Annotated in this window: 20 protein-coding genes and 1 pseudogene; 6 read left to right on the forward strand and 15 right to left on the reverse strand. The window is 73.0% G+C overall.

Going from position 1 to position 22,235, the window contains the following annotated elements; all coding sequences use genetic code 11:
- Positions 1-6: 6 nt before the first annotated feature.
- Positions 7-855: a menaquinone biosynthetic enzyme MqnA/MqnD family protein gene (locus ACWGIS_RS27505; protein ID WP_453365137.1), complete on the reverse strand. Its 849-nt coding sequence runs from the start codon at positions 853-855 to the stop codon at positions 7-9.
- Between the two features lie 355 nt (positions 856-1,210).
- On the opposite strand from ACWGIS_RS27505, the gene ACWGIS_RS27510 reads away from it, so the two are divergent.
- Positions 1,211-1,414, forward strand: a complete 204-nt coding sequence (locus tag ACWGIS_RS27510; protein WP_010986243.1) for a cold-shock protein — start codon at positions 1,211-1,213, stop codon at positions 1,412-1,414.
- Between the two features lie 94 nt (positions 1,415-1,508).
- On the opposite strand, the gene ACWGIS_RS27515 is transcribed toward ACWGIS_RS27510, so the two are convergent.
- Positions 1,509-3,404, reverse strand: a complete 1,896-nt coding sequence (locus tag ACWGIS_RS27515; RefSeq protein WP_453365138.1) for an AMP-dependent synthetase/ligase — start codon at positions 3,402-3,404, stop codon at positions 1,509-1,511.
- 238 nt (positions 3,405-3,642) lie between these two features.
- Positions 3,643-4,950 (reverse strand): acetyl-CoA C-acetyltransferase, encoded by a 1,308-nt coding sequence (locus tag ACWGIS_RS27520; protein ID WP_453365139.1) that lies wholly within the window; start codon positions 4,948-4,950, stop codon positions 3,643-3,645.
- Between the two features lie 85 nt (positions 4,951-5,035).
- Here ACWGIS_RS27520 and ACWGIS_RS27525 point away from each other — a divergent pair, with 85 nt between their 5' ends.
- Positions 5,036-6,352, forward strand: coding sequence for a 3-oxoacyl-ACP reductase (locus tag ACWGIS_RS27525; protein WP_453365140.1), 1,317 nt, complete (start codon positions 5,036-5,038; stop codon positions 6,350-6,352).
- A 643-nt stretch (positions 6,353-6,995) separates the two neighbouring features.
- Positions 6,996-7,982, forward strand: coding sequence for a MaoC family dehydratase (locus ACWGIS_RS27530; protein ID WP_453365141.1), 987 nt, complete (start codon positions 6,996-6,998; stop codon positions 7,980-7,982).
- Here ACWGIS_RS27530 and ACWGIS_RS27535 read toward each other — a convergent pair.
- From ACWGIS_RS27535 to ACWGIS_RS27575, 9 genes and pseudogenes are all read right to left on the reverse strand, one after another.
- Positions 7,979-8,626 (reverse strand): TetR/AcrR family transcriptional regulator, encoded by a 648-nt coding sequence (locus tag ACWGIS_RS27535; protein ID WP_453365142.1) that lies wholly within the window; start codon positions 8,624-8,626, stop codon positions 7,979-7,981. The genes ACWGIS_RS27530 and ACWGIS_RS27535 overlap by 4 nt on opposite strands.
- A gap of 50 nt (positions 8,627-8,676) precedes the next feature.
- Positions 8,677-8,979: a DUF4229 domain-containing protein gene (locus ACWGIS_RS27540; protein WP_453365143.1), complete on the reverse strand. Its 303-nt coding sequence runs from the start codon at positions 8,977-8,979 to the stop codon at positions 8,677-8,679.
- A 134-nt stretch (positions 8,980-9,113) separates the two neighbouring features.
- Positions 9,114-9,635 (reverse strand): annotated as a pseudogene (locus ACWGIS_RS27545) (N-acetyltransferase family protein); the annotation flags it as partial.
- A 7-nt stretch (positions 9,636-9,642) separates the two neighbouring features.
- Positions 9,643-10,806 carry an aminofutalosine synthase MqnE gene (gene mqnE / locus ACWGIS_RS27550; RefSeq protein WP_355783973.1) on the reverse strand — a complete coding sequence of 388 codons (1,164 nt, stop codon included), beginning with the start codon at positions 10,804-10,806 and terminating at the stop codon, positions 9,643-9,645.
- 87 nt (positions 10,807-10,893) lie between these two features.
- Positions 10,894-11,349 carry an Lrp/AsnC family transcriptional regulator gene (locus ACWGIS_RS27555; RefSeq protein ID WP_121405402.1) on the reverse strand — a complete coding sequence of 152 codons (456 nt, stop codon included), beginning with the start codon at positions 11,347-11,349 and terminating at the stop codon, positions 10,894-10,896.
- A 53-nt stretch (positions 11,350-11,402) separates the two neighbouring features.
- Complete coding sequence (locus tag ACWGIS_RS27560; protein WP_453365144.1) at positions 11,403-12,089, reverse strand: UbiX family flavin prenyltransferase; 687 nt, start codon at positions 12,087-12,089, stop codon at positions 11,403-11,405.
- Positions 12,090-12,120: 31 nt separating this feature from the next.
- A complete protein-coding gene (locus tag ACWGIS_RS27565; RefSeq protein WP_453365145.1) occupies positions 12,121-12,267 on the reverse strand; it encodes a hypothetical protein in 147 nt (48 codons plus the stop codon).
- Between the two features lie 109 nt (positions 12,268-12,376).
- Positions 12,377-13,279, reverse strand: coding sequence for a menaquinone biosynthesis prenyltransferase MqnP (gene mqnP, locus ACWGIS_RS27570; RefSeq protein ID WP_453365146.1), 903 nt, complete (start codon positions 13,277-13,279; stop codon positions 12,377-12,379).
- Positions 13,276-14,730 (reverse strand): menaquinone biosynthesis decarboxylase, encoded by a 1,455-nt coding sequence (locus ACWGIS_RS27575; RefSeq protein ID WP_453365147.1) that lies wholly within the window; start codon positions 14,728-14,730, stop codon positions 13,276-13,278. Before ACWGIS_RS27575 ends, mqnP begins: the two co-directional genes overlap by 4 nt.
- Positions 14,731-14,908: 178 nt before the next feature.
- On the opposite strand from ACWGIS_RS27575, the gene ACWGIS_RS27580 reads away from it, so the two are divergent.
- The 3 genes from ACWGIS_RS27580 to ACWGIS_RS27590 all read left to right on the forward strand — a co-directional run bounded on the left by ACWGIS_RS27580 (position 14,909) and on the right by ACWGIS_RS27590 (position 18,365).
- Positions 14,909-15,301: a PLD nuclease N-terminal domain-containing protein gene (locus ACWGIS_RS27580; RefSeq protein ID WP_453365148.1), complete on the forward strand. Its 393-nt coding sequence runs from the start codon at positions 14,909-14,911 to the stop codon at positions 15,299-15,301.
- Between the two features lie 284 nt (positions 15,302-15,585).
- Positions 15,586-16,044, forward strand: a complete 459-nt coding sequence (locus tag ACWGIS_RS27585; RefSeq protein WP_453365149.1) for a nucleoside deaminase — start codon at positions 15,586-15,588, stop codon at positions 16,042-16,044.
- Positions 16,045-16,208: 164 nt separating this feature from the next.
- The gene (locus ACWGIS_RS27590) at positions 16,209-18,365 is read left to right on the forward strand and encodes a hypothetical protein (RefSeq protein ID WP_453365150.1); all 2,157 of its coding nucleotides are present in this window, start codon (positions 16,209-16,211) and stop codon (positions 18,363-18,365) included.
- A 160-nt stretch (positions 18,366-18,525) separates the two neighbouring features.
- On the opposite strand, the gene ccsB is transcribed toward ACWGIS_RS27590, so the two are convergent.
- The 3 genes from ccsB to ACWGIS_RS27605 are packed head-to-tail and all read right to left on the reverse strand — an operon-like array spanning position 18,526 to position 22,235.
- On the reverse strand, positions 18,526-19,602 hold the full coding sequence (gene ccsB, locus ACWGIS_RS27595; protein ID WP_453365151.1) for a c-type cytochrome biogenesis protein CcsB: 1,077 nt from the start codon (positions 19,600-19,602) through the stop codon (positions 18,526-18,528).
- Positions 19,599-21,440: a cytochrome c biogenesis protein ResB gene (gene resB, locus ACWGIS_RS27600; protein ID WP_453365152.1), complete on the reverse strand. Its 1,842-nt coding sequence runs from the start codon at positions 21,438-21,440 to the stop codon at positions 19,599-19,601. Before resB ends, ccsB begins: the two co-directional genes overlap by 4 nt.
- 3 nt (positions 21,441-21,443) lie before the next feature.
- Complete coding sequence (locus ACWGIS_RS27605) at positions 21,444-22,235, reverse strand: cytochrome c biogenesis CcdA family protein (RefSeq protein WP_453365153.1); 792 nt, start codon at positions 22,233-22,235, stop codon at positions 21,444-21,446.

Raw genomic sequence — 22,235 nt, forward strand, 5'->3', positions numbered from 1 at the left:
GGAGCCTCAGGGCTCCAGCAGCCGTACCTCGACGTCGGCCGGGAACCCGGTCGTGGGGCCGACCCGGCGGGCGAACTCCGTGACGGCCTCCAGCTGCGGGCCGCCGAAGCGGAAGTCGAGCGTCGTGAAGTACCGCTCCAGGACGCTCTCGTCGAAGGCCTCCCAGCGGGCCGCCTGCTCGGCGACCTTGGCGACCTCGTCGAGCGAGAGGTCCCGGGAGGCGAGGAAGGCCTCGTGGACCTTACGGGTGACGACGGGCTCGCGCTCCAGGTAGTCGCGCCGGGCCGCCCACACCGCGAAGACGAACGGCAGGCCCGTCCACTCCTTCCACAGCGCGCCCAGGTCGTGCACCTCCAGGCCGAACTTCGGGCCGTCCAGGAGGTTGGCGCGCAGCGCCGCGTCGCCGATGAGGACGGCGGCGTCGGCCTCCTGCATCATCAGGCTGAGATCCGGCGGGCACGTGTAGTACGACGGCTGGACCCCGACCTTCTCGGCCAGCAGCAGCTGGGCGAGGCGCACGGAGGTGCGCGAGGTCGAGCCGAGGGCGACCCGGGCACCGTCCAGCTGCTCCAGGGGCACCTGCGAGACGATCACGCAGGACATCACCGGGCCGTCGCAGCCGACCGCGATGTCGGGAAAGGCGACCAGCTCGTCGGCGTGCTTGAGGAACTCGACGAGCGTGATCGGCCCGATGTCGAGATCTCCCCGCACCAGCTTCTCGCTGAGCTTCTCCGGGGTGTCCTTGGTGAGCTCGAAGTCGAGGAGCGTGCCCGTTCTCGCGAGCCCCCAGTACAGGGGCAGGCAGTTCAGGAACTGGATGTGGCCGACGCGCGGCCGGGTGCGAGAATTGTCCACATCGCGAGGCTAGCCCCCATGCGGTACGGTGCAGGCTCCGGGTCCCCGAGTGGTTGCGGAAACCCTCCGGACCTCTTGTGTCAACCCTCGTGACAGCGAGTCGGCACCGCGACGTCAACCCCGATCAGAGGATCGTCAAACATCCGGGTGACGTGATCTTTCCCTCTGTTGCTTTCGGCTGCCCGCATGCTAGGCTCGCCGCAAGTTGCAGTTTGGTTTCCCTTGCAGTACAGAGCCTGCGGAGCATGTGACCGCGGGCTCTCGTCGTTTTCAGATGAATGCAGTTGTCAACACGCTGTTGTTTACACCTTGCAGGTTCTGGAGCAGGGCAACCCTTTGGGCCCAAGGAGGGCTTATGGCTACCGGAACCGTGAAGTGGTTCAACGCCGAAAAGGGCTTTGGCTTCATTGCCCAGGAAGGCGGCGGCCCGGACGTCTTCGTCCACTACTCCGCCATCAACGCGAGCGGTTTCCGCTCTCTCGAAGAGAACCAGTCGGTTTCCTTCGACGTCACCCAGGGCCCGAAGGGTCCGCAGGCGGAGAACGTCACCCCGCTCTAAGCCTTCGGCTCCATGAGCCCAGTGCTTTGATCCGGAACAATCAGTAGTACCCAAGGAGCCCCGCACCAGCCCGGTGCGGGGCTCCTGCCTGTCGTCACCGCTCGTACATCGCCTCCACCTGGCGGGAGAAGTCCCGCAGGATCACCTCGCGGCGCAGCTTCATCGACGGGGTCAGCTGACCCGCCTCCTCCGTGAAGGCGCCGGGCAGGATGGCGTAGCGGCGGATGGACTCCGGGCGGGAGACGAGTTTGTTGGCCTCGTCGACGGCGCGCTGGAGCACGGCGTGCAGGTCCGGGTCGTCCAGCAGGAGCTGCGGCGGCACACCGTGCTTGCCGTTCATCTGGCGCCAGTGGGTGATGCCCTCGGGGTCCAGGGTGATGAGGGCCGTGATGTAGGGGCGGCGGTCGCCGAGGACCATGCACTGGGCGATCAGCGGGTGGGCGCGGAGCCAGTCCTCCAGCGGGGCCGGAGCCACGTTCTTGCCGCCGGCCGTGATCAGGATCTCCTTCTTGCGGCCGGTGATGGTCAGATAGCCGTCGTCGTCCAGTTCGCCGAGGTCGCCCGTGGCGAACCAGCCGTCCGGCGCCGCGTCGACGACCCCGCCCGCGTGCGGGTCCCAGTAGCCGCGGAAGACCTGTCCGCCGCTCAGCAGCACCTCGCCGTCGGCGGCGACGCGCACCCGGGTGCCCGGCACGGGCAGGCCGACGGTGCCCAGCCGGGGCTTGGCCGGCGGGGTGACGGTGGCGGCCGCAGTGGTCTCGGTGAGGCCGTAGCCCTCGTAGATCTCGATGCCGGCGCCGGCGTAGAAGGCGGCCATGCGGCGGCCGAGCGGGGAGCCACCGCAGATCGCGTAGCGGACCCGGCCGCCCAGGGCGTTGCGGATCCGGCGGTAGACGAGCGGGTCGTAGAGGGCGCGGGCCGCGCGCAGGCCGGGTCCGGGGCCCGGACCGGTGCCGTGGCGGCGGGCCTCCAGGGCCTCGCCGTAGCGGCGCGCGATGGCGGCCGCGCGGTCGAAGGAGGAGCCGCGGCCCAGCTTCTCGGCCGTGGCGCGGCCGGTGTTGAAGACCTTCTCCAGGACGTACGGGATGGCCAGCAGGAAGGTGGGCCTGAAGCCGGCCAGGTCGGCGAGGAGATCGTCGGTGCGCAGGCTCGGGGCGTGGCCCAGTCTGACCCGGGCCCGCAGGCAGGCGATGGCGACCATCCTGCCGAAGACGTGCGAGAGGGGCAGGAAGAGCAGCGTGGAGGCGGCTTCCGAGGTCCGCGCCTTGAAGATCGGGTAGAGCAGTTCGATCGCGTTGTCGATCTCGGCGAAGAAGTTGCCGTGGGTGAGGGCGCAGCCCTTGGGGCGGCCGGTGGTGCCCGAGGTGTAGATGAGGGTGGCGAGGGTGTCCGGGCCGAGCACCCCCCGGCGTACGGCGACCTCCTGGTCGGGGATCTCGCGGCCCAGCTCGGCGAGCCGCTCCAGGTGGCCCTTCTCGAAGACCCACATGTGCCGCAGGTCGGGGATGCGGTCGCGCTCGGGGCCGAGGGCGGCGGCCTGGGCGACGGACTCCGCGGCGAGGGCGACGGCCCCCGAGTCCTGGAGGATCCAGCGGGTCTGGAAGACGGAGGACGTCGGGTAGACGGGGACGGTGACCAGGCCGGCCGCCCAGGCGGCGAAGTCCAGGAGCGTCCACTCGTACGTGGTCCGCGACATGATGGCGATGCGGTCGCCCGGCACCAGGCCCTCGGCTATCAGGCCCTTCGCGACCGCGAGCACCTCCGCCGCGAACTCGGCGGCACTCACGTCACGCCAGCGGCCGTCCTGGTCCTTGCGGCTGAGGACGGGGGCGCCGGGCGCGGCCACCGCGTTGTCGAAGGGGATGTCCGCGAGCGAGCCGTGGGTGACCGGTGCGACGAGGGGCGGCAGGGACACCTCGCGCACGACGCCGTCCAGCCGCTTGATCTCCGGTTCCGCGGGCGGGGGCGGGGACGCGTACAGGCTGGACACGGGGCGGCTCCTTGGCTGCGGGGACCCGGGAGGGACGAGGGTCGCGCTCCCTCGTACGGCGCCGGGGGTCGGGGAGTTCAGGCGGGCGGCGTCCGCCGCGCCGGGTGAGACGGGGATCGTACGGCGCTCGCGTGTGGGGCTTGTGGGGCTCCGGGGCGGGCGGCGTGCGAGTTGTTACCGGCGGTAGGCCCGGGCGCCGTGACGGCCGGGCATCGCGGCTGCCGGGCGCCCGCGGCCGTCAGGGGCGCTCCAGGATCGCCGTCACCCCCTGCCCGCCGGCGGCGCAGACGGAGATCAGTCCGCGGCCCGGGGTGCCCCGCTCCGCGAGCAGCGCGGCGAGGGTGGCGACGACGCGGGCGCCGGTCGCGGCGAAGGGGTGGCCGGTGGCCAGGGACGAGCCGGCCACGTTGAGGCGGGCGCGGTCGACCGGGGCGAGTCCGCGCTTCTCCCAGGCGGCCAGCGTGGCGAGGACCTGGGAGGCGAACGCCTCGTGGATCTCGACGAAGTCGAAGTCCTCGATGCCGAGTCCGGCCCGCTCCAGCATCCGCGGCACCGCGTGGGCGGGCGCCATCAGCAGCCCGTCCTCGCCGCCCGCGACGTCGCCGCCGACGAAGTCGACCGCGGCGGTCTCGTACGCCGTCAGGTACGCGAGCGGCTCCAGCTCCCGGGCCGCCGCCCACTCCTCGCTCGCCAGCAGGACGACCGCCGCGCCGTCCGTGAGCGGCGTCGAGTTGCCCGCCGTCATGGTCGGACCGGGGGCTCCGGTCCCGAACACCGGCTTGAGCGAGGCGAGTTTCTCCACCGTGGAACCCGGCCGCAGGTTCTGGTCCCGGGTGAGCCCGCGGAAGGGGACCACCAGACCGTCCAACAGGCCCCGGTCGTACGCGGCCGCCAGCCGCCGGTGGCTCGCCGCCGCGAGTTCGTCCTGCGCCTCGCGCGAGACGCCCCAGGCGCGGGCGGTGACGGCGGCGTGCTCGCCCATGGACAGGCCGGTGCGCGGCTCGGCGTTGCGGGGGACGTCGGGGACGAGGTGCGGGGGCCGGATGCGGGCCAGCGCCTTCAGGCGCGCGCCGGGCGACTTGGCGCGGCGCGCTTCGAGCAGGATGCGGCGCAGCGCGTCGTTGACCCCGAGGGGCGCGTCGCTCGCCGTGTCGGCGCCGCCCGCGACGGCGGACTCCGTCTGACCGAGGGCGATCTTGTTGGCGGCGGCGATCACCGCCTGGAGGCCGGTGCCGCAGGCCTGCTGGATGTCGTACGCGGGGGTGCGGGCGTCCAGCCGCGAGCCGAGCACGGTCTCGCGGGCGAGGTTGAAGTCGCGGCTGTGCTTGAGGACGGCGCCGGCGACCAACTCCCCGACGGCGCTCGCCTCCTGGAGGCCGAAGCGCTCCACGAGGCCGTCGACGGCGGCGGTCAGCATCTCCTGGTTCGAGGCCGTCGCGTACGGGCCGTCGGAGCGGGCGAAGGGGATGCGGGTGCCGCCGACGACCGCGACGGGGCGTGCGGCCGCCGCGCCGAGGGGCGCCCGTGCCGGACCGATGGGATTCATCTCGACCTGCTCCTGACCCTGACGTAGCCTTACCAGCGGTAACCTTACTCCGGAGTAAAGTAACGTCCTCGCTGGGAGTTGGACAATGGCCGACCGCTATCTGCGCTTCGCCGGCACCGCGCCGGGCCGCTTCCTGACCCGCGGACTCGGGCTGCCGCAGCCCGCCGCGCTGCACCGCTGGTCGGCCGAACGTCCCGCCCTGGAAGGGCCGTTGCTGCACCTGACGGCGGGGAAACCGGGCTTCGACCTCGCGGACGTGCCGGCCCGCACGGGTCTGGAGGTGCGGGCGGAGGCCGCCCGGCCCGCGGCCGTCCTGCTCGACGCCACCGGCGTCGCCGACCTCGACGGACTCGCCGAGGTGCACGCCGCGCTGCATCCCGTGGCCGGCTCCATCGCCGCGAGCGGGCGGGTCGTGGTCCTCGGCACGCCGCCCGACCCGGCCGACCACCACCGGGCCGCGGCCCAGCAGGCGCTGGAGGGGTTCGTGCGCTCGCTGGGCAAGGAGATCGGCGGCGGCCGCACGGTCACGCTGGTTCGGGTCACCCGCACCGCGACGGCCGCCGCCCTGGAATCGACGCTCCGCTTCCTCCTCTCCCCCAAGTCGGCCTACGTCAGCGGGCAGGTGATCGAGGTCGGCGGCGGCGAGGTGACGGCGCCCGAGGACTGGTCGCGGCCCCTCGCCGGGCGGACGGCGCTCGTCACGGGAGCCGCGCGCGGCATCGGCGAGGCGGTCGCCGCGACGCTGGCCCGGGACGGGGCCACCGTGGTGTGCCTCGACGTCCCCTCCGCGGGCGCCGAACTGGCGGCGGTCGCCGAGCGGCTCGGCGGCAGCGCGCTGGCGCTCGACATCACCGCGGCCGACGCGGGCGCCCGGATCGCCGGGGCGCTGCCCGGCGGGCTCGACGTCCTCGTCCACAACGCGGGCGTCACCCGGGACCGGCGGCTCGTCAACATGCCCGCGGAGCGGTGGAGTCCGGTCCTCGACGTGAACCTCGCGAGCGTGCTGCGCACGACGGACGCGCTGCTGGCCGCCGGGGCGCTGCGGCGCGGGGGGCGGATCGTGGCGACCGCGTCCATCGCGGGACTCGCCGGCAACGCGGGCCAGACGAACTACGCCGCCGCGAAGGCGGGCGTGGCCGGACTCGTCCGGTCACTGGCCCCGCGGGCGCTCGCCGAGCACGGCATCACGGTCAACGCGGTCGCCCCGGGCTTCATCGAGACCCGGATGACGGCCGCGGTGCCGCTGCTCATCCGGGAGGCGGGGCGCCGGATGAACTCCCTCGGGCAGGGCGGCCTGCCGGTCGACGTCGCCGAGACGACGGCCTACTTGGCCCATCCCGCCTCCGGGACCGTGAACGGGCAGGTGCTACGGGTGTGCGGCCAGAGCCTCCTCGGAGCGTAGGGCTGACGCGCCCGGCCCACCGGAGAGCCCGGCTTGCTCCCCTCCCCCGCCCAGCACCCGGGCGTTGCAGCGGACATCGAGGCGGGTCGGCGCCCCCCGCCGCACCGCCCGGGCGGGCCAACTCGCCTCGCCCGCACCGTCACCCGGCGCTGCAGTCGGCGACGAGCCGGGCCGGCACACCCGGCGCCCCCGCCGCACCGCCCGAGTGGCCAACTCCCCTCTCCTCCACCAGCACCCAGCACTCGGGCCCGCGTCGAAGTGGGTCGGCGAGCCCGGCGCCGGCGGGGAGCCGCCTGCGCCCACCCTCCCCCATCGCCCCCAGCGGCACGATTGCCCGCAGCGGAAGCGGAGAGACCCCCGCCCTCGGCCAGGGCGGGCCCCGCACCCGAGCCACCGGGCCCGGGCCCCCGTGGCTCAGCCGCCCACGGACCGCAAGCCGCCCTGGCACCGAAGGGGCCGTGCCGGTACATCACATGGCCGTCGGGCACGGGACGTAAGCAACCGAGGAACGCCGGTGACGGACGCCGACACCAACAACCGACTGCCGGATGTACCGGCACGGCCCCGACCCACCCACCGGGGGAAAGCGCCCGACGCCCACCAGAGGACACCGCACCACACGCACCGACGCCCAGGAGCCCCCGTGCAGAACCGCACCGCCCGCACCGCCCCCACCGACCGCACCGTCCTGACGGCACCCCCCGCACTCACGCCCCTCCTCGCCCGGGGCGCCGCCCTCTCCCTGCTCAAGCGGCGCCCCCGGCCCGGGGCCGCGCACACGCCGACGCGCCTGACCCTGCCCGGCGTCCGCATCGACCTGGCCCGCCTGGCGGCGTACGAGCGGGTGTGCGGCTTCGCGACCGGCGCCGACGCCCTTCCGGTGACGTACCCGCACGTCCTGGGCTTCCCGCTCGCCATGCGGCTCATGGCGGCCCGCTCGTTCCCGCTCCCGCTCCTCGGCCTCGTGCACACCTCGATCGAGATCACCCGGCACCAGCCCCTCGGCACCGGGGCGGAGTACGAACTGACGGTGTTCATCGAGGAGTTGGCGCCGCACCGCCGGGGCACGCAGGCGGTCGTCGTGACCGAGGCGGCCACCGACGGCACGGTCGTCTGGGAGTCGCGCAGCACCTACCTGGCCCGCCACCGCACGGCCCACCCGGCCGACCCCGCCCCTCCGCCGCCACCCGCGAGGCAGGCGCCCGAGAGGCAGGCGCCCGGTAGGCGGGCGCCCGCGTCACCCGGGTCGGAGCGCCCGCCCGTCATGGCCACGTGGCGGGTGGGCGCCGACACCGGCCGGCGCTACGCCGCCGTCTCCGGCGACCGCAACCCGATCCACCTGCACTCCCTCACCGCCCGCCTCTTCGGCTTCCCGCGGGCCATCGCCCACGGGATGTGGACGGTCGCCCGCTGCCTGGCGGAGCACCCGACCGGCGGCGCACTCCACGTACGCGCCGAGTTCAAGGCTCCCGTCCTGCTTCCGGGCACGGTGACGTACACGTCGGAGGGGACCGCCTTCGCGCTCCGGGGCGAGGGCGACCGCCTGCACCTGACCGGCGAGGCCCGCGACCTCGGCACCCTCCCGGCGGACGGCGAGCGGCAGCGGCGGGCGACCGGAGACGACGGCTAGTGCTCCGACGGGGGCGCCCAGGGACGCCCCGCCATCAGCTCGCCGAGTCCCGCCCAGGCGAAGTTCATGAGGGTGGCCGACGCCTGCTTGGCGGAGACGCCCGGCGTGGCGTTGGCCCAGGCGGCGAGGGACTCGGCGGCGCCGACGAGGGCTTCCGCGAGCCCGGCGACCTCGCGCTCGGCGAGGGAGGGGTCACGGTGCGCCTCGCGGGCCGCGATGACGATCAACTGGGTGACGAACGCGACGAGTTCCTCCCGCATCGCGGTGACCTCGGCGGCGAACGGCTCCCCGTGCGTACGGGCCTGCCGGTGCAACACCGCCCAGCCGTCGGGGTTGCGCGCGGTGTGCTCGAAGAACGCCCGCAGTCCGTCCCAGAGTTGCCGGTCGGCGGGCAGCCCCGGCCGGACGCCGGCCCGCACCGCCGCGGTCAGTGCCTTCGCCTCACGCCGGATGCATGCCGTGAACAGGTCTTCCTTGGAGTTCAGGTACAGGTACACCAACGGCTTGGACACGCCCGCCAGATCGGCGATCTCGTCCATCGACGCGGCCCGGTACCCCCGCTGACCGAAGGTCTGTACGGCGGCGTCGAGCATCTGCCGCTCCCGCACCGCACGCGGCATCCGCTTGTTCTTCACAGCACCCATACGGGCAAGCGTACGAGGGGCCGCTCACGCCCGGGGGCGGGAGCGGAACGTCAGGAGGCCCCGCCGTGCGCGCCGCGGGCGGCGTCGTCGACGACGTCCTCCTGCGTGCGGTTGCGCTCCAGGTTGGCCTTGGCGCGGTCGACCCGGGCCACGACCTGCGCGGAGGCCCGGTCGCGCTCGCCGCGCAGCACGACGAAGCTGATGGGCGCGGAGATCACCAGGGCGAGCAGGACGACCCACATGTAGTTGGAGTCGCCGAGGCCGCGCGGGGCGATGCCGGAGTAGACGAGGCCCCAGACGACCACGAAGCAACCCACGAAGACACCGAGGCGCATCAGTGTGTAGCGGAGCATCTCAATCCACTCTTCCGTTCCGTGGGGATCTCCCGTCCCGCGTTCCCGGGGGCGCGGGGAGGTCCCGAAGGGGCACTCTCCAGTGAAGCACGGCCCAAAGCGGATCTTTCGCCGGGGGCTCGGTTGCCGGCGGCGGCCAGCGGCAGCAGCATCGTGACGTCGTCGCGGTCGTCGCCGGGCGCGACCCGGATCGCGCCCGGCACCCGGCCGACCTCCTGGTAGCCGCAGGAGGCGTAGAAGCGCTCCAGGCCCTGCCCGCCGCGGCAGGTGAGCCGTATCGCCTCGATGCCGGGCAGGGAGGCGGCGGCCTCCTCGGCGGCGGCGAGCAGGTCGCGGCCGTACCCCAGGCCCTGGTGCCGGGGGTGCACCATCACCGTGTAGAGCCACAGCCAGTGCCGCATCAGCCGGTGCGTGTTGAGGGAGAGGAAGGCGGTGGCGGCGACCGCGCCGTCCTCGTCGTACCCGACGAGGAGGCGGGTGCGCCGCTCGGCCATCGCGGCGAGGTGCTTGAGCCACTCGGGCCGGATGTCCTCGGCCGTCACGGGCGGTACGAAGCCCACGGAGCCGCCCGCGTTGGAGACGTCCGTCCACAGCGCGAGCACGCCGTCACGGAGCTCCGGGCCCACGGGCGGGTCCAGGCGGAAGGTCAGTCCCATCGGTAGGTCAGACCCGCATGGGCTGGGGGGACTCGCGGCGCGCCGGGTCGGGGCCGTCGTACTCGCGGATGATCTCGTACCGGGTGTTGCGCTCGACCGGGCGGAAGCCGGCGTCGCGAATCAGGTCGAGCAGGTCCTCGCGGGTCAGCTTGTTCGGCGTGCCGTAGTTGTCGGCGTCGTGCGTGATCTTGTACTCGACGACGGAGCCGTCCATGTCGTCGGCGCCGTGCTGGAGGGCGAGCTGGGCGGTCTGCACGCCGTGCATGACCCAGAACACCTTCACGTGCGGCACGTTGTCGAAGAGCAGCCGGGAGACCGCGAAGGTCTTGAGGGCCTCGGCGCCGGTCGCCATCTGCGTGCGCGCCTGGAGCCGGTTGCGGACCTTGCCGTCCTTCACGTCCACGAAGTCGTGCTGGTAGCGCAGCGGGATGAAGACCTGGAAGCCGCCGGTCTCGTCCTGGAGTTCGCGCAGGCGCAGCACGTGGTCCACGCGGTGGCGCGGCTCCTCGATGTGGCCGTACAGCATCGTGCACGGGGTCTTGAGACCCTTCTCGTGCGCGAGGCGGTGGATGCGCGACCAGTCCTCCCAGTGCGTCCGGTGGTCCACGATGTGCTGGCGGACCTCCCAGTCGAAGATCTCGGCGCCGCCGCCGGTCAGCGACTCCAGGCCGGCGTCGATCAGCTCGTCGAGGATCTCGGAGGCGCTCAGCCCGGAGATGGTCTCGAAGTGGTGGATCTCCGTGGCGGTGAACGCCTTCAGCGAGACGTCCGGGAGGGCCTTCTTCAGCTCGCTGAGCGACCGCGGGTAGTAGCGCCACGGCAGGTTCGGGTGCAGGCCGTTGACGATGTGCAGCTCGGTGAGGTTCTCGCCCTCCATCGCCTTGGCGAGCCGGACGGCCTCCTCGATGCGCATCGTGTACGCGTCCTTCTCGCCCGGCTTGCGCTGGAACGAGCAGTACGCGCAGGACGCGGTGCACACGTTCGTCATGTTGAGGTGACGGTTGACGTTGAAGTGGACGACGTCGCCGTTCTTGCGCGTCCGCACCTCGTGCGCGAGACCGCCGAGCCAGGCCAGGTCGTCCGACTCGTACAGCGCGATGCCGTCCTCGCGGGTCAGCCGCTCACCGGCCCGGACCTTGTCCTCCAGCTCGCGCTTGAGCCCGACATCCATGCGTGTACCTCTCCCTGTGACGAACCGAGTCCACGGTACTCCCCCGCGGATCGCGGGCGAGCGGCCCCCATCAGCGCTTTCGGCGCCCTACTCCTCCTCCGGCAGTTCGCCGACGCGGTTCTCCCACTTGGTGGAGAGCACGATCGTCGTACGGGTCCGGGAGACGCCCTTGGTGCCGGACAGCCGGCGGATGGTCTTCTCCAGTCCGTCCACGTCGCTGGAGCGCACCTTGAGCATGAACGAGTCGTCGCCGGCGATGAACCAGCAGTCCTCGATCTCGGTGAGGTCCTTCAGCCGGCGTGCCACGTCCTCGTGGTCGGCGGCGTCGGAGAGCGAGATGCCGATCAGGGCGGTGACGCCGAGACCGAGCGAGGCGGAGTCGACCGTGGCGCGGTAGCCGGTGATGACGCCGGCGGCCTCCAGCCGGTTGATGCGGTCGGTGACACTGGGTCCCGACAGTCCGACGAGGCGTCCCAGCTCCGCGTAGGAGGCCCGGCCGTTCTCCCTCAGGGCCTGGATGAGCTGCCTGTCCACCGCGTCCATGCGATCGATAGCCTTCCGCTGAAGAGATCCTGAAAGTTGATGACGTGCTGTGCTCAGGTGGTGCCGCGGGAACCGCCGCCGAGTTCGCCCTCCCAGCGGCGGTAGAGCCGGTGCTCGACGCCCGCCGCGTCGAGCACCCGTCCGGCGACGAAGTCGACCAGGTCCTGGATGTGCGTGGCGCCCGCGTAGAACGCGGGTGAGGCGGGGACGACGGCCGCGCCCGCGTCGTCGAGCGTGACCAGGTGGCGCAGCGTCTGCCCGTTCAGCGGGGTCTCGCGGACGGCGACGACGAGCCTGCGCCCCTCCTTGAGGGTCACGCTCGCCGCCCGCTGGAGCAGGTCCTTGGAGAGGCCGAGGGCGACTCCGGCGACGCAGGCGGTCGAGGCGGGCACGATGATCATGCCCTTGGCGGGGTACGAGCCGGAGGACGGCCCGGCCGCCAGGTCCCCGGCGCTCCAGTGGCGTACGGCGTCGATCCGGTCCTCGAAGGCGCCGAAGGTCTCGGGCTTGCCGTCGGCCCCGCGGGCCAGCCAGGCGCGCAGGTCGTCCCGCCAGTGCGCGTCCCGGAAGGCGAGGCCCGTCTCGTCGAGGAGGGTCAGCCGGGAGGCGCGGGAGACCACCAGGTCGACGCTCTCCCCGGCCGCCAGCAGCGCGCGCAGCACGGCGGCCGCATACGGGGTTCCGGACGCGCCGGACACCCCCACGATCCAAGGCCGCCGCTGTGTTTCTCCTGCGTTCACACCCCGAGCCTACCGGCGCCGCGGTATTGACTCAGGACCGGCGGGCCTTCGGGTCCACGGGCAGCCGGTCCGTGCGCAGCGTCAGCCCGCCCAGGGGCGAGTCGACGGTCGGATCGGCGCCGTACGGAACGACGTCACGGCCGCGGTAGCCGTCGGGGCCCGGGTTCCACATCGTCACGCAGTGGCCTTCGAGCGGGTCGACGACGAGGTAGTTGGCGATGCCCCGGGAGGCGTACCACCGGGGTTTGACGTGAACGCAGGCCCGGGGCCGAGGTGGCGAGGGCCGGCTAGAGCGTCAGCCCGCGCACCAGCAGGTCCAGCAGCGCGCAGACGAAGAGCGCGATGCCGATGAAGCCGTTGACCTGGAAGAACGCGCGGTTGAGCCGGGACAGGTCGTGCGGGCGCACGATGGTGTGCTCGTAGAGGAACGCGCCCGCGACGATCACCAGGCCGAGCCAGAAGAAGGCGCCGGCGCCGGTGGCCGCCCCGTACCAGACGAACAGGCCGGTGGTGACGGTGTGGCAGGCCCGGGCGCCCCAGACGGCGGCCGGGACGCCGAAGCGGGCGGGGACCGACTTCACGCCGACCTCGCGGTCCGTCTCGACGTCCTGGCAGGCGTAGATCAGGTCGAAGCCGCCGATCCAGACGCCGACGGCGAGGCCGAGGATCACCGCGTCCCAGGACCACTCGCCGGTGATCGCCAGCCAGCCGCCGATCGGGCCCATCGCCTGGGCGACACCGAGGATGGCCTGCGGGAAGTTCGTGAACCGCTTGCCGTACGGGTAGACCACCATCGGGACGACGGCGATGGGCGCGAGGGCGAGGCACAGCGGGTTGAGCAGCGCCGCGGCCCCCAGGAAGAACACCAGGGCGACGAGGGCGCCGGTCCAGGCGTGCTTCACCGACATGGCGCCGGTGACCAGTTCACGGTGGGCGGTGCGGGGGTTGCGGGCGTCGATCTCGCGGTCGATGATCCGGTTCGCCGCCATCGCGAACGTCCGCAGCCCGACCATCGCGACCGTGACGAGCAGCAGCCGCCCCCAGTGGATGTTCCCGTCCAGCTCGAACATCGCCGTCAGCGCCGCGATGTACGCGAAGGGCAGCGCGAAGACGGAGTGCTCGATCATGACGAGGCGCAGGAACGCCTTGGTGCGCCCCGGCTGCGGGATCGCCGCTGATGCGCTGCTCACGAGAGTCCGTACTCCTTCCAGCGGCGGTCGACCTTCGCCGCCGTCTCCGGGTCCGACAGCACCATCTCGGGCCAGCCGCCGTCCCGGGTGTAGCCCTCCTCGGGCCACTTCCGCGTCGAGTCGATGCCCGCCTTGCCGCCCCAGAACTGCTGGTAGGAGGCGTGGTCGAGGTGGTCGACCGGGCCCTCGACGACGGTGAGGTCGCGGGAGTAGTCGGTGTTGCCGAGGGCGCGCCAGGCGACCTCGTGCAGATCGTGGACGTCGCAGTCGGAGTCGACCACCACGATGAGCTTGGTCAGGGACATCATGTGGGCGCCCCAGACGGCGTGCATGACCTTCTGCGCGTGCTTCGGGTACTTCTTGTCGATCGAGACGATCGCGCAGTTGTGGAAGCCGCCGGCCTCGGGGAGGTGGTAGTCCACGATGTCCGGGACGATGATCTTGAGGAGGGGGAGGAAGAACCTCTCCGTCGCGCGGCCCAGCGGCCCGTCCTCGGTCGGCGGGCGGCCGACCACGATCGACTGGAGCAGCGGCCGCTTCCGCATGGTGACGCAGTCGATGGTCAGCGCGGGGAACGGCTCCTGCGGGGTGTAGAACCCGGTGTGGTCGCCGAACGGGCCCTCGGGCAGCATCTCGCCCGGCTCCAGCCACCCTTCGAGGACGACCTCGGCCTGCGCCGGCACCTGGAGGGGCACCGTCTTGCAGTCGACCATCTCGATCCGCTTGCCCTGCACGAACCCGGCGAACAGGTACTCGTCGATGTCGCCGGGCAGCGGGGCGGTGGAGGCGTAGGTGACGGCGGGCGGGCAGCCGAAGGCGATCGCGACCGGCAGCCGCTCACCCCGGCGGGCCGCCACCTGATAGTGGTTGCGGCTGTCCTTGTGGATCTGCCAGTGCATGCCGATGGTGCGCCTGTCGTGGCGCTGGAGGCGGTAGAGCCCGAGGTTGCGGATGCCGCTCTCCGGGTCCCGGGTGTGCGTCAGCCCGAGGTTGAAGAAGGAGCCGCCGTCCTTCGGCCAGGTGAAGAGGGCGGGCAGCGCGTCGAGGTCGACGTCGTCACCGCGCAGGACCACCTCCTGCACGGGGGCGTCCTTCACCTTCTTCGGCGGTACGTGGGTCATCGCGCCGAGCTTGCCGAACGCCTCGCGCACACCGACGAAGCCCTGCGGCAGCTCGGGCCGCAGCAGTCCGCCGATCTTGTCGCTGATGTCGGCGTACGACTTCAGGCCGAGCGCCTTGAGCAGACGGCGGTCGGTGCCGAACACGTTCATCGCGAGCGGCATGGAGGAGCCGCGCACGTTCTCGAAGAGGAGCGCCGGGCCCTGGGCCTTCTGGACCCGGTCGACGATCTCCCCGACCTCCAGATACGGGTCGACCTCGGCCTTGATGCGCTTGAGGTCGCCCTCGCGCTCCAGCGCCCGGAGCAGGGAGCGAAGATCGTCGTAAGCCATGCGTCCCAGTATCGCCGAGGCGCCCCGCCCGCCCGCGCGCGCCCCACCCGGCGGACGGGACCGCCCGTTTCCGGGGCCGGGGCAGCGCCCCCTTCGCCGACATCCGCACCCGCTACCCTGTGGCCGTCACCGGGGCCCCGCGTCGCCCCGCCGTCGTTCAGTGGGGGATCGTCCGGCCATGCTGAGGTATCTGCCGTTCCTGTTGGTTCTGGCGTTGTGGATCTACGCGTTCATCGACTGCCTGAACACGCCGGAGGAAGAGGTCCGGGGGCTGCCCAAGGTCGTCTGGGTGATCATCATCCTGCTCTTCGGCGAGGTGCTGGTCGGCCCGATCGCCTGGCTCGTGGCCGGCAAGGTGCGCCACGCCCCCGCGAACGGCTCCACACCCTCCGAGTGGCACCGCAACCACGGCACCCGGCAGCTCGCGCCCGACGACGACCCGGAGTTCCTGAACTCGCTCAGGGCCGATAACCGCAAGGACGAGTCGCTTCTCAAGGACTGGGAGGCCGACCTGCGGCGCCGCGAGGAGGAGCTGCGGCGGCGCGAGCGGGACGAGGACCCCAAGGAGTGACGGCTCCCCGCCGGCGGCCGGTGCCGGCGAGCCCGCGTCCCTGACACCGGCTCGGGGCTCCCCTGGCGGCGCAGGTGCGAGCGGCCCCGGGGAGCGGCCGCCGGAACCGGCAGGCCCGCCGGGCACGTGGACACCGGCCCACCGTGCCCGGGGCGGCAGATCCGTGCCGGGGTGGCCGATCCGTGTCTGGGGCGGCAGATCAGTGCCGGGGGCCGGTAGCCACCTCGCCCACGGGAAGCCCGGCGCGCGTTGCCCCGCCCGGCCCGCCGCAGCAGAGTGGGGGCATGGAGCCCATCGACCAGGCACAGGCCCGCGCGTGGCTCGCCACCGCCGTCGCGGAGGCCCGCGCAGGGCTCGCCGAGGGCGGCATCCCCATCGGGGCGGCGCTGTACGGCGCGGACGGCACCCTCCTCGGCCGCGGCCGCAACCGCCGCGTCCAGGACGACGACCCCTCCGTGCACGCCGAGACCGCCGCCTTCCGGGCCGCCGGGCGGCAGCGGTCGTACCGCGGCACGACGATGGTGACGACCCTGTCGCCGTGCTGGTACTGCAGCGGCCTGGTGCGCCAGTTCGGCATCTCCCGGGTCGTGATCGGCGAGGCCGAGACCTTCCGGGGCGGCCACGACTGGCTCGCGGAGCACGGCGTGCGGATCGTCCTCCTCGACGACCCCGGATGCGTCGCCCTGATGCGCGACTTCGTCCACGGCCACCCGGCCCTGTGGAACGAGGACATCGGTGAGTGACCTCCCGGCCCCCGCTTCCCCCGGCCCGCACCTCCGGGAGGAGCCGGACTCGGTCACAGTCGGCTGACCGGCGAAAGCGTTGCGCGGCCGAACGGACAGCACGTGCCCTACTCCGAAGCAACTCCCCGCGCCCCGCACCGCTGTTGATACACCTCACCTCAGACATGACAGGAACTGCGGCGGGACCGACGGCGACCGGCGGAGCGCGCACCGCGACGGACGAGGACGCGCTACGCGCCGGACTGCGCGGGCGCGGCGCGCTCTTCGGCACGGACCCGCCCGGACTCGCCGCCCGGCTGGTCGGTGTGCTCCCCCACCGGCACCGCCCGGTACCGCCGGAGCACGCGCGCAGCTCCCCGTTCGTGGTGCTCACCGGCGCCCGCGGAGCGGGCAGGACCGCCGTCCTGCGCGAGCTGCGCGAGTCCTTCCGCGGCCACGTCCCGGTCGCGCTGATCGACGCTGCGAACAGCCGGTGCGACGCGGAGTCGCCACGGCCGCCCGAGGCGTGGTCGCCGGTCGCCCAGGCCCTCGCCGACGCCGCGGGACAGCTCGCCGAGCCGGTGAGCGGCGCGGGGCACCTGTCCTTCCCGCGCCTCGCGTCCGGGCTGCTGGCCGTCGCGGCGGGCGGCTGGGGCGACCGTGACGTGGCGCGCGTCCGGCGGGAGGCCGGGCGCATCCTGCTGCTCAACGACTCCGGCTCCTGGGTCCCGGGCCTCGCGGGGCGCTGGATCGGCCGCGCCGTCACCCATCTCACCGACACCGTGTCCGGCACCGGCCAAGGTGCGGAACCCCTCATCGAGGCGGCCCTGGAGGCGTTCTCCGAAGGGGTCTCGCCCACCCATCTGCGGCTGCGCAAGGGCGCCACCTGGTACCGGGACTGCCCGGACGCGGGCGGCAGCCCCAAGCTCGGCCTGGTCCTGCTCTCCGTCCGCTTCCGGGCGGGCGGCGACTCCCGCGCGCACGCCGAACGCCACCTCGTACGGGCCCTGCTGGCCGATCTGGACGACGCGTACGCGGGGCCGCTCCAGCGCACGAGGCGGACCGGCCGGCCCCTCGTCCTCGTCGACGACGTCCAGGCGGCGCCCGGCCTGGCGCTCATGGAGGCGGTACTGCGCGACCGCGCCGACGGCTTCCCCGACCCCGCCGTGTTCTTCGCCGCCCTGCGCGGCGACAGCCACCCGGCCCTGCGCGACGCCGCCCGCCGTACGCTCCCGGACCTCGCCCGGCACACCGGCTGGACCCCGGGCGCCTCGCCGTCCTCGCGCGCGCTGCTCGTCCCGCTGCCGCCGCTGGCCCCCGAGGACACCGCGCACCTCCTGGACGCCGCGTGCCGACCGGTCCCGGTGCCGCCGCAGCTAGCGCCCGCCGTCCACCGGCTGACCGGCGGCAGCCCGCTGGGGGCCGCGCTGCTCGCCGAGTGCGCCCGGCGGAACCCCTCCGCGGCCTCCTCCCCGGCCGCGCTCCTCACCGCCTCCCTCGCCCCGCCCGGGGACCGGCGAGCGCGCCCGGTCCACGAGGAGCTGCTGGACCGGCTGGTGCCCGGCGGCCTGCTGGACGCGCTCACCGTGCTCGCCGCCGCCCACGACCGCGACTCGGCCCACGCCCTCGCGGCGGCACGGCTGCCCGACGGTTCGGGCGCCCCGGGAGTGCGCGAACTGGAGGAGCGGCTCGCGCGGGAAGGACGTCCCGCGGCCGGCGGACACTTCGTCGGGGACCCGTTCCTGCGGGCGCTGCTGCTCCTGCGGCTGCACGGCCTCGACCCGGGCCGGCTCGCGTGGCGGTCCGCCCACCGCGCGCTCGTCCGCCACTACACGGACCCCGCCGGGGCCGAGGACGGCCCGGAGCGCCCGGAGCGCGCCCGCCTGCGCCTGCACCACGAACTGGCCCTGGGCGACACCGAGGGCGCGGTCGCCCACCTGCGCGACACCTTCGCCGGCGCCGACGGCGGCGGCTGGCTGTCCTCACTCCTGTTCATCGCCTCCGCGCCGTACCACCCCGGCCCGGACGGCCGCGACCACCGGACCCCGGTCGCGCTGGGCCGCACGGACGCGGCCGTGCCCCCGCCGGACGGCGCGGAAGGCGCCCTGCACCTGCGGATACGCCGGCTGCTGCACGGCGTCTGGCAGCTGAACGACCCGCTGGCGGCGCCGGACCCCGAGGTGGGGGCGCGGGTGCGGGCCGAGCTGGAACGGTTGTCGCACGCGCGGCCCGCGGACGGCGCCCCGCTGCGGCGGGCCGCACACGACTGGCCGGCGGACGCCCTCGCCGGCCGCCCCCTGCGCCCGCCCGACGCGACCGGCCACGCGACCGGTGACCGGTGAGCCGTGAGCGGTGTCCGAGGCTCCTGGGCGGTCGGTGACGTCGCTCCCCAGCGGGCACGGCACGAGGGAACCCGGACCCCTGGTCGTACGCCGAAGGCCGGCCGTCCGTGCCCCTGGTCGGGGTCACGGGCGGCCGGCCCTCTCGGTCGAGCGCGTGGAGTCAGACCCCGGCGTAGGAGTGCTTGCCGGTGACGAAGATGTTGACCCCGTAGTAGTTGAACAGCCAGCACGCGAAGGCGATCAGCGCGATGTAGGCGGCCTTGCGGCCCTTCCAGCCGGCCGTGGCCCGGGCGTGCAGGTAGCAGGCGTACGCGACCCAGGTGATGAACGACCAGGTCTCCTTGGGGTCCCAGCCCCAGTAGCGGCCCCAGGCGTCGCCCGCCCAGATCGCGCCCGCGATGATCGTGAACGTCCACAGCGGGAAGACGGCGGCGTTGACGCGGTAGGAGAACTTGTCGAGGGAGGCCGAGGCGGGCAGCCGCTCCAGCACGGACGTCGCGAAACGGCCGGGCTTGCCGCCGTTCGCCAGCTTGTTCTCGTAGGAGTCCTTGAAGAGGTACAGCAGGGTGCCGACCGCGCCCACGTAGAAGACGGCACCGCAGAAGATCGCGGTGGAGACGTGGATGTACAGCCAGTACGAGTGGAGCGCGGGGACCAGCTGGTCGCTGGCGGTGTACAGGACGGTGACGGCGAGACCGAGGTCGAGCAGGACCGTCGTGACCAGGGGGAGGCCGAGCCAGCGGACGTTCTTCTTCAGCGCCAGCAGCGCGAGGTACACGCCGACGGCCACCGTGGAGAACGTGATGTTGAACTCGTACATGTTGCCCCACGGCGCCCGCTGCACCGACAGCGCGCGGGCGAGCACGCCCGCCGCCTCGACGGCGAAGGCCAGCACGGTGAGGGAGACGGCGATACGGCCGTAGAGGTCGCCCTGCTCGTCGCCGCCGTGCGCGCCGGGACCGTCCGGGACGTCACGGGCGCCGGCCGCGGAGCGGACGACGACCTTCGGCCGCTCCAGGACGGCGGTGCCGCCGGCCTGCTGCACGGTGACCGCGGGCGCCTGTGCGGCACCGCGCTGCGTGAGCGCGGCGGCCGTACGGCCGACCTTGCTGCGGCTGCCGAAGAGCCACTCGGCGATGTACGCGAAGAAGGCCAGGGTGTAGACGGCCATCGACGAGTAGATCAGCGTGTTGCTGATACTGGCGAGGTTTTCGTTCGTTGCGGCGGCGAGAGTCACTGCTTCTCAGCCCCTTCGGCGGCAGGTACGGCGTGAGGTCCGGGGGTGTCCGGGTCGGGCTCGGTCGGGTCGGGTTCGGGGGCGCTGGGTGCCCGGTCGTGCACGAGTGCCGCCAGGTCGCCGAGCTCCTCGGGGAGCTTGGCGGACTCGCTGCGGCCGAGACCGGCCATCTCCACGACGGTCACCCCGTCCGCTCCGGTGGTGGCGCGCACCCAGATCCGGCGGCGCTGGATGAACAGGGAGGCGGCGAGACCGAAGATCGCGGTGATGGCGCCGGCCAGCGCCCAGACACTGCCGGGCTGCTGGGTGACCTGGAAGCCGGCCCACTCCTTGATGTCCTTCTCGAAGGTGATCGAGCCGGCGCCGTCGGGCAGCTTCATGGTCTCGCCGGGCGTCAGCCGCTGCTTGAGGATGTCACCGTCGGCGTTCTTGAACTGCTTCAGCTTCCCGGTGTCCAGCTGGTACACGTTCTGCGGGATGCCCGAGTCGACACCCAGGCTGCCGTGGTACGCGGACAGGGCGAGCACCGGGCGGTCCAGCGCCGGGAACTGGGAGAACATCGTGCCCTTGCCGGCGCCCGCGAAGGTCGGCACGAAGAACGCGGAGAAGCCGAGCTGCTCCTTCGTCCCCTTGGCGTCTCGGTAGCCGTCGAGCACCTTGATCGCGCCCTGCGAGGTCACGTTGGAGTCGAGCGGCAGCATCGGCACGGGCTGGCGGAAGACGACCTTGCCCCTGCCGTCCCGCACGGTGACGACGGGCGCGTAGCCGTGGCTGACCAGGTAGACCTTGGAGTCGCCGATCACCAGGGGCTCGTTGACCTGGACCGACGTGCGCCTCGGCGTGCCGTCGGCGCCCTCGCTGTAGGTGAGGTCCGCCCGGTAGGTGCGCGGGGTGCCCTTGTTGGGGCCGGTCCGCTCGTAGGTGCCGGTGAACTTCTTCAGGTCGAAGCTGAACGGCGTCAGGTCGTCGACGTCGAAGAGGCTGCCGGACTTGAAGTCGTCGTACTGCAGGAGCGTGTTGGAGAACCCGTCGCCCTCGACGACCAGCTTGTTGCCCTCGGACTTGAAGAGCTGTCCCCATGCGAAGGCGACCAGCATCACGATCAGGGCGATGTGGAAGAGCAGGTTGCCCGCCTCGCGCACGTAGCCCTTCTCGGCGGCGACCGCGTCCCCGGCGACGTGCGCCCGGAAGCGGCGCTGCCCGAGCACCGTCAGCGCGGCCTCGCGGACCTGCTCGGGTTCGGCGGTGGTGCGCCAGGTGGTGTGGGCGGGCAGCCGGGTCAGCCGCTTCGGGGCGCCCGGCGGACGGCTGCGCAGCTGCCCGACGAACTGCCAGGTGCGCGGCACGATGCAGCCGATGAGCGAGACGAACAGCAGGATGTAGATCGCGGAGAACCACACCGAGCTGTAGACGTGGAAGAGGCCGAGCTTCTCGTAGACGGGCGCGAGCGTGGTGTGCGCCTGCTGGAACTCGGCGACCTTCGTCGCGTCGTTCCCGGTCTGCGGGATCAGCGAGCCGGGGATCGCCCCGAGCGACAGCAGGAAGAGCAGGATCAGCGCGACCCGCATGGAGGTCAGCTGGCGCCAGAACCAGCGGGTCCAGCCGACGAGTTCCCGTCCGGTCCAGGCGAGCCAACCGGCGGCGCCGGGGGCCCGGTTGCCGCCGAAGGAGCCGGGGACCACGGTCTCGGTGGGCGCCGTGGACAGCTGGGAGCCGGCCTCGCCGAGTTCCCGGGCGTCCCGGGCGGCCTCCGTGGCCGGACCGGTCGAGGTGCCGCTGGTGTCAGTCGTGCTCATGGAACCGGTCTCGGTCTCGGCGTCGGTTTCGGCCTTGCTCATGGATCAGATCCCCACCGTGAAGCCGTCGGACCAGGTCTGCATCTCCCGCACGATGCTGTCCCACGCACCGGTCAGCAGGAGCAGTCCGGTCGCGATCATCATGCCGCCGCCGATGCGCATCACCCACGCGTAGTGGCGCTTGACCCAGCCGAACGCGCCGAGCGCCTTGCGGAAGGCGACCGCGGCGAGGACGAAGGGCACACCGAGGCCGACGCAGTACGCGACCGTCAGTATGGCCCCGCGCCCGGCGCTCGCCTGGTCGAAGGCGAGGGCCTGCACGGAGGCGAGGGTGGGGCCGATGCAGGGGGTCCAGCCGATGCCGAAGAGGGCGCCGAGCACGGGTGCGCCGGCCAGGCCGGCCACCGGCCGCTTGTGGAAGCGGAACTCGCGCTGGGTGAGCCAGGGCATCAGCCCCAGGAAGAAGACGCCCATGAGGATCATGAGGCCGCCGAGCACCTTGGTCAGCGTGCCCTGGTACTCCTGGAGGGTCGAGCCGAAGTAGCCGAAGAGCGCTCCGCCGGAGACGAAGACGGCGGTGAAGCCGAGCACGAAGAGGCCGGCGCCCGCGACCATCCGCCCGCGCCTGGCCTCCGCGAGGTCGGTGCCGCTGACCCCGGTGACGTAGGAGAGGTAGCCGGGCACGAGCGGCAGGACGCACGGGGAGAAGAAGGAGACGAGCCCGCCGAGCACGGCGACCGGCACGGCGAGCAGCAGCGCGCCGCTCAGCACGGTGTGGTTCAGTCCGTCGGACGCGGCGAGGGCCGCGGTGGCGTGGAGCGCGGAGGCGTGGCTCAC

Source organism: Streptomyces sp. NPDC054842, assembly GCF_053611025.1.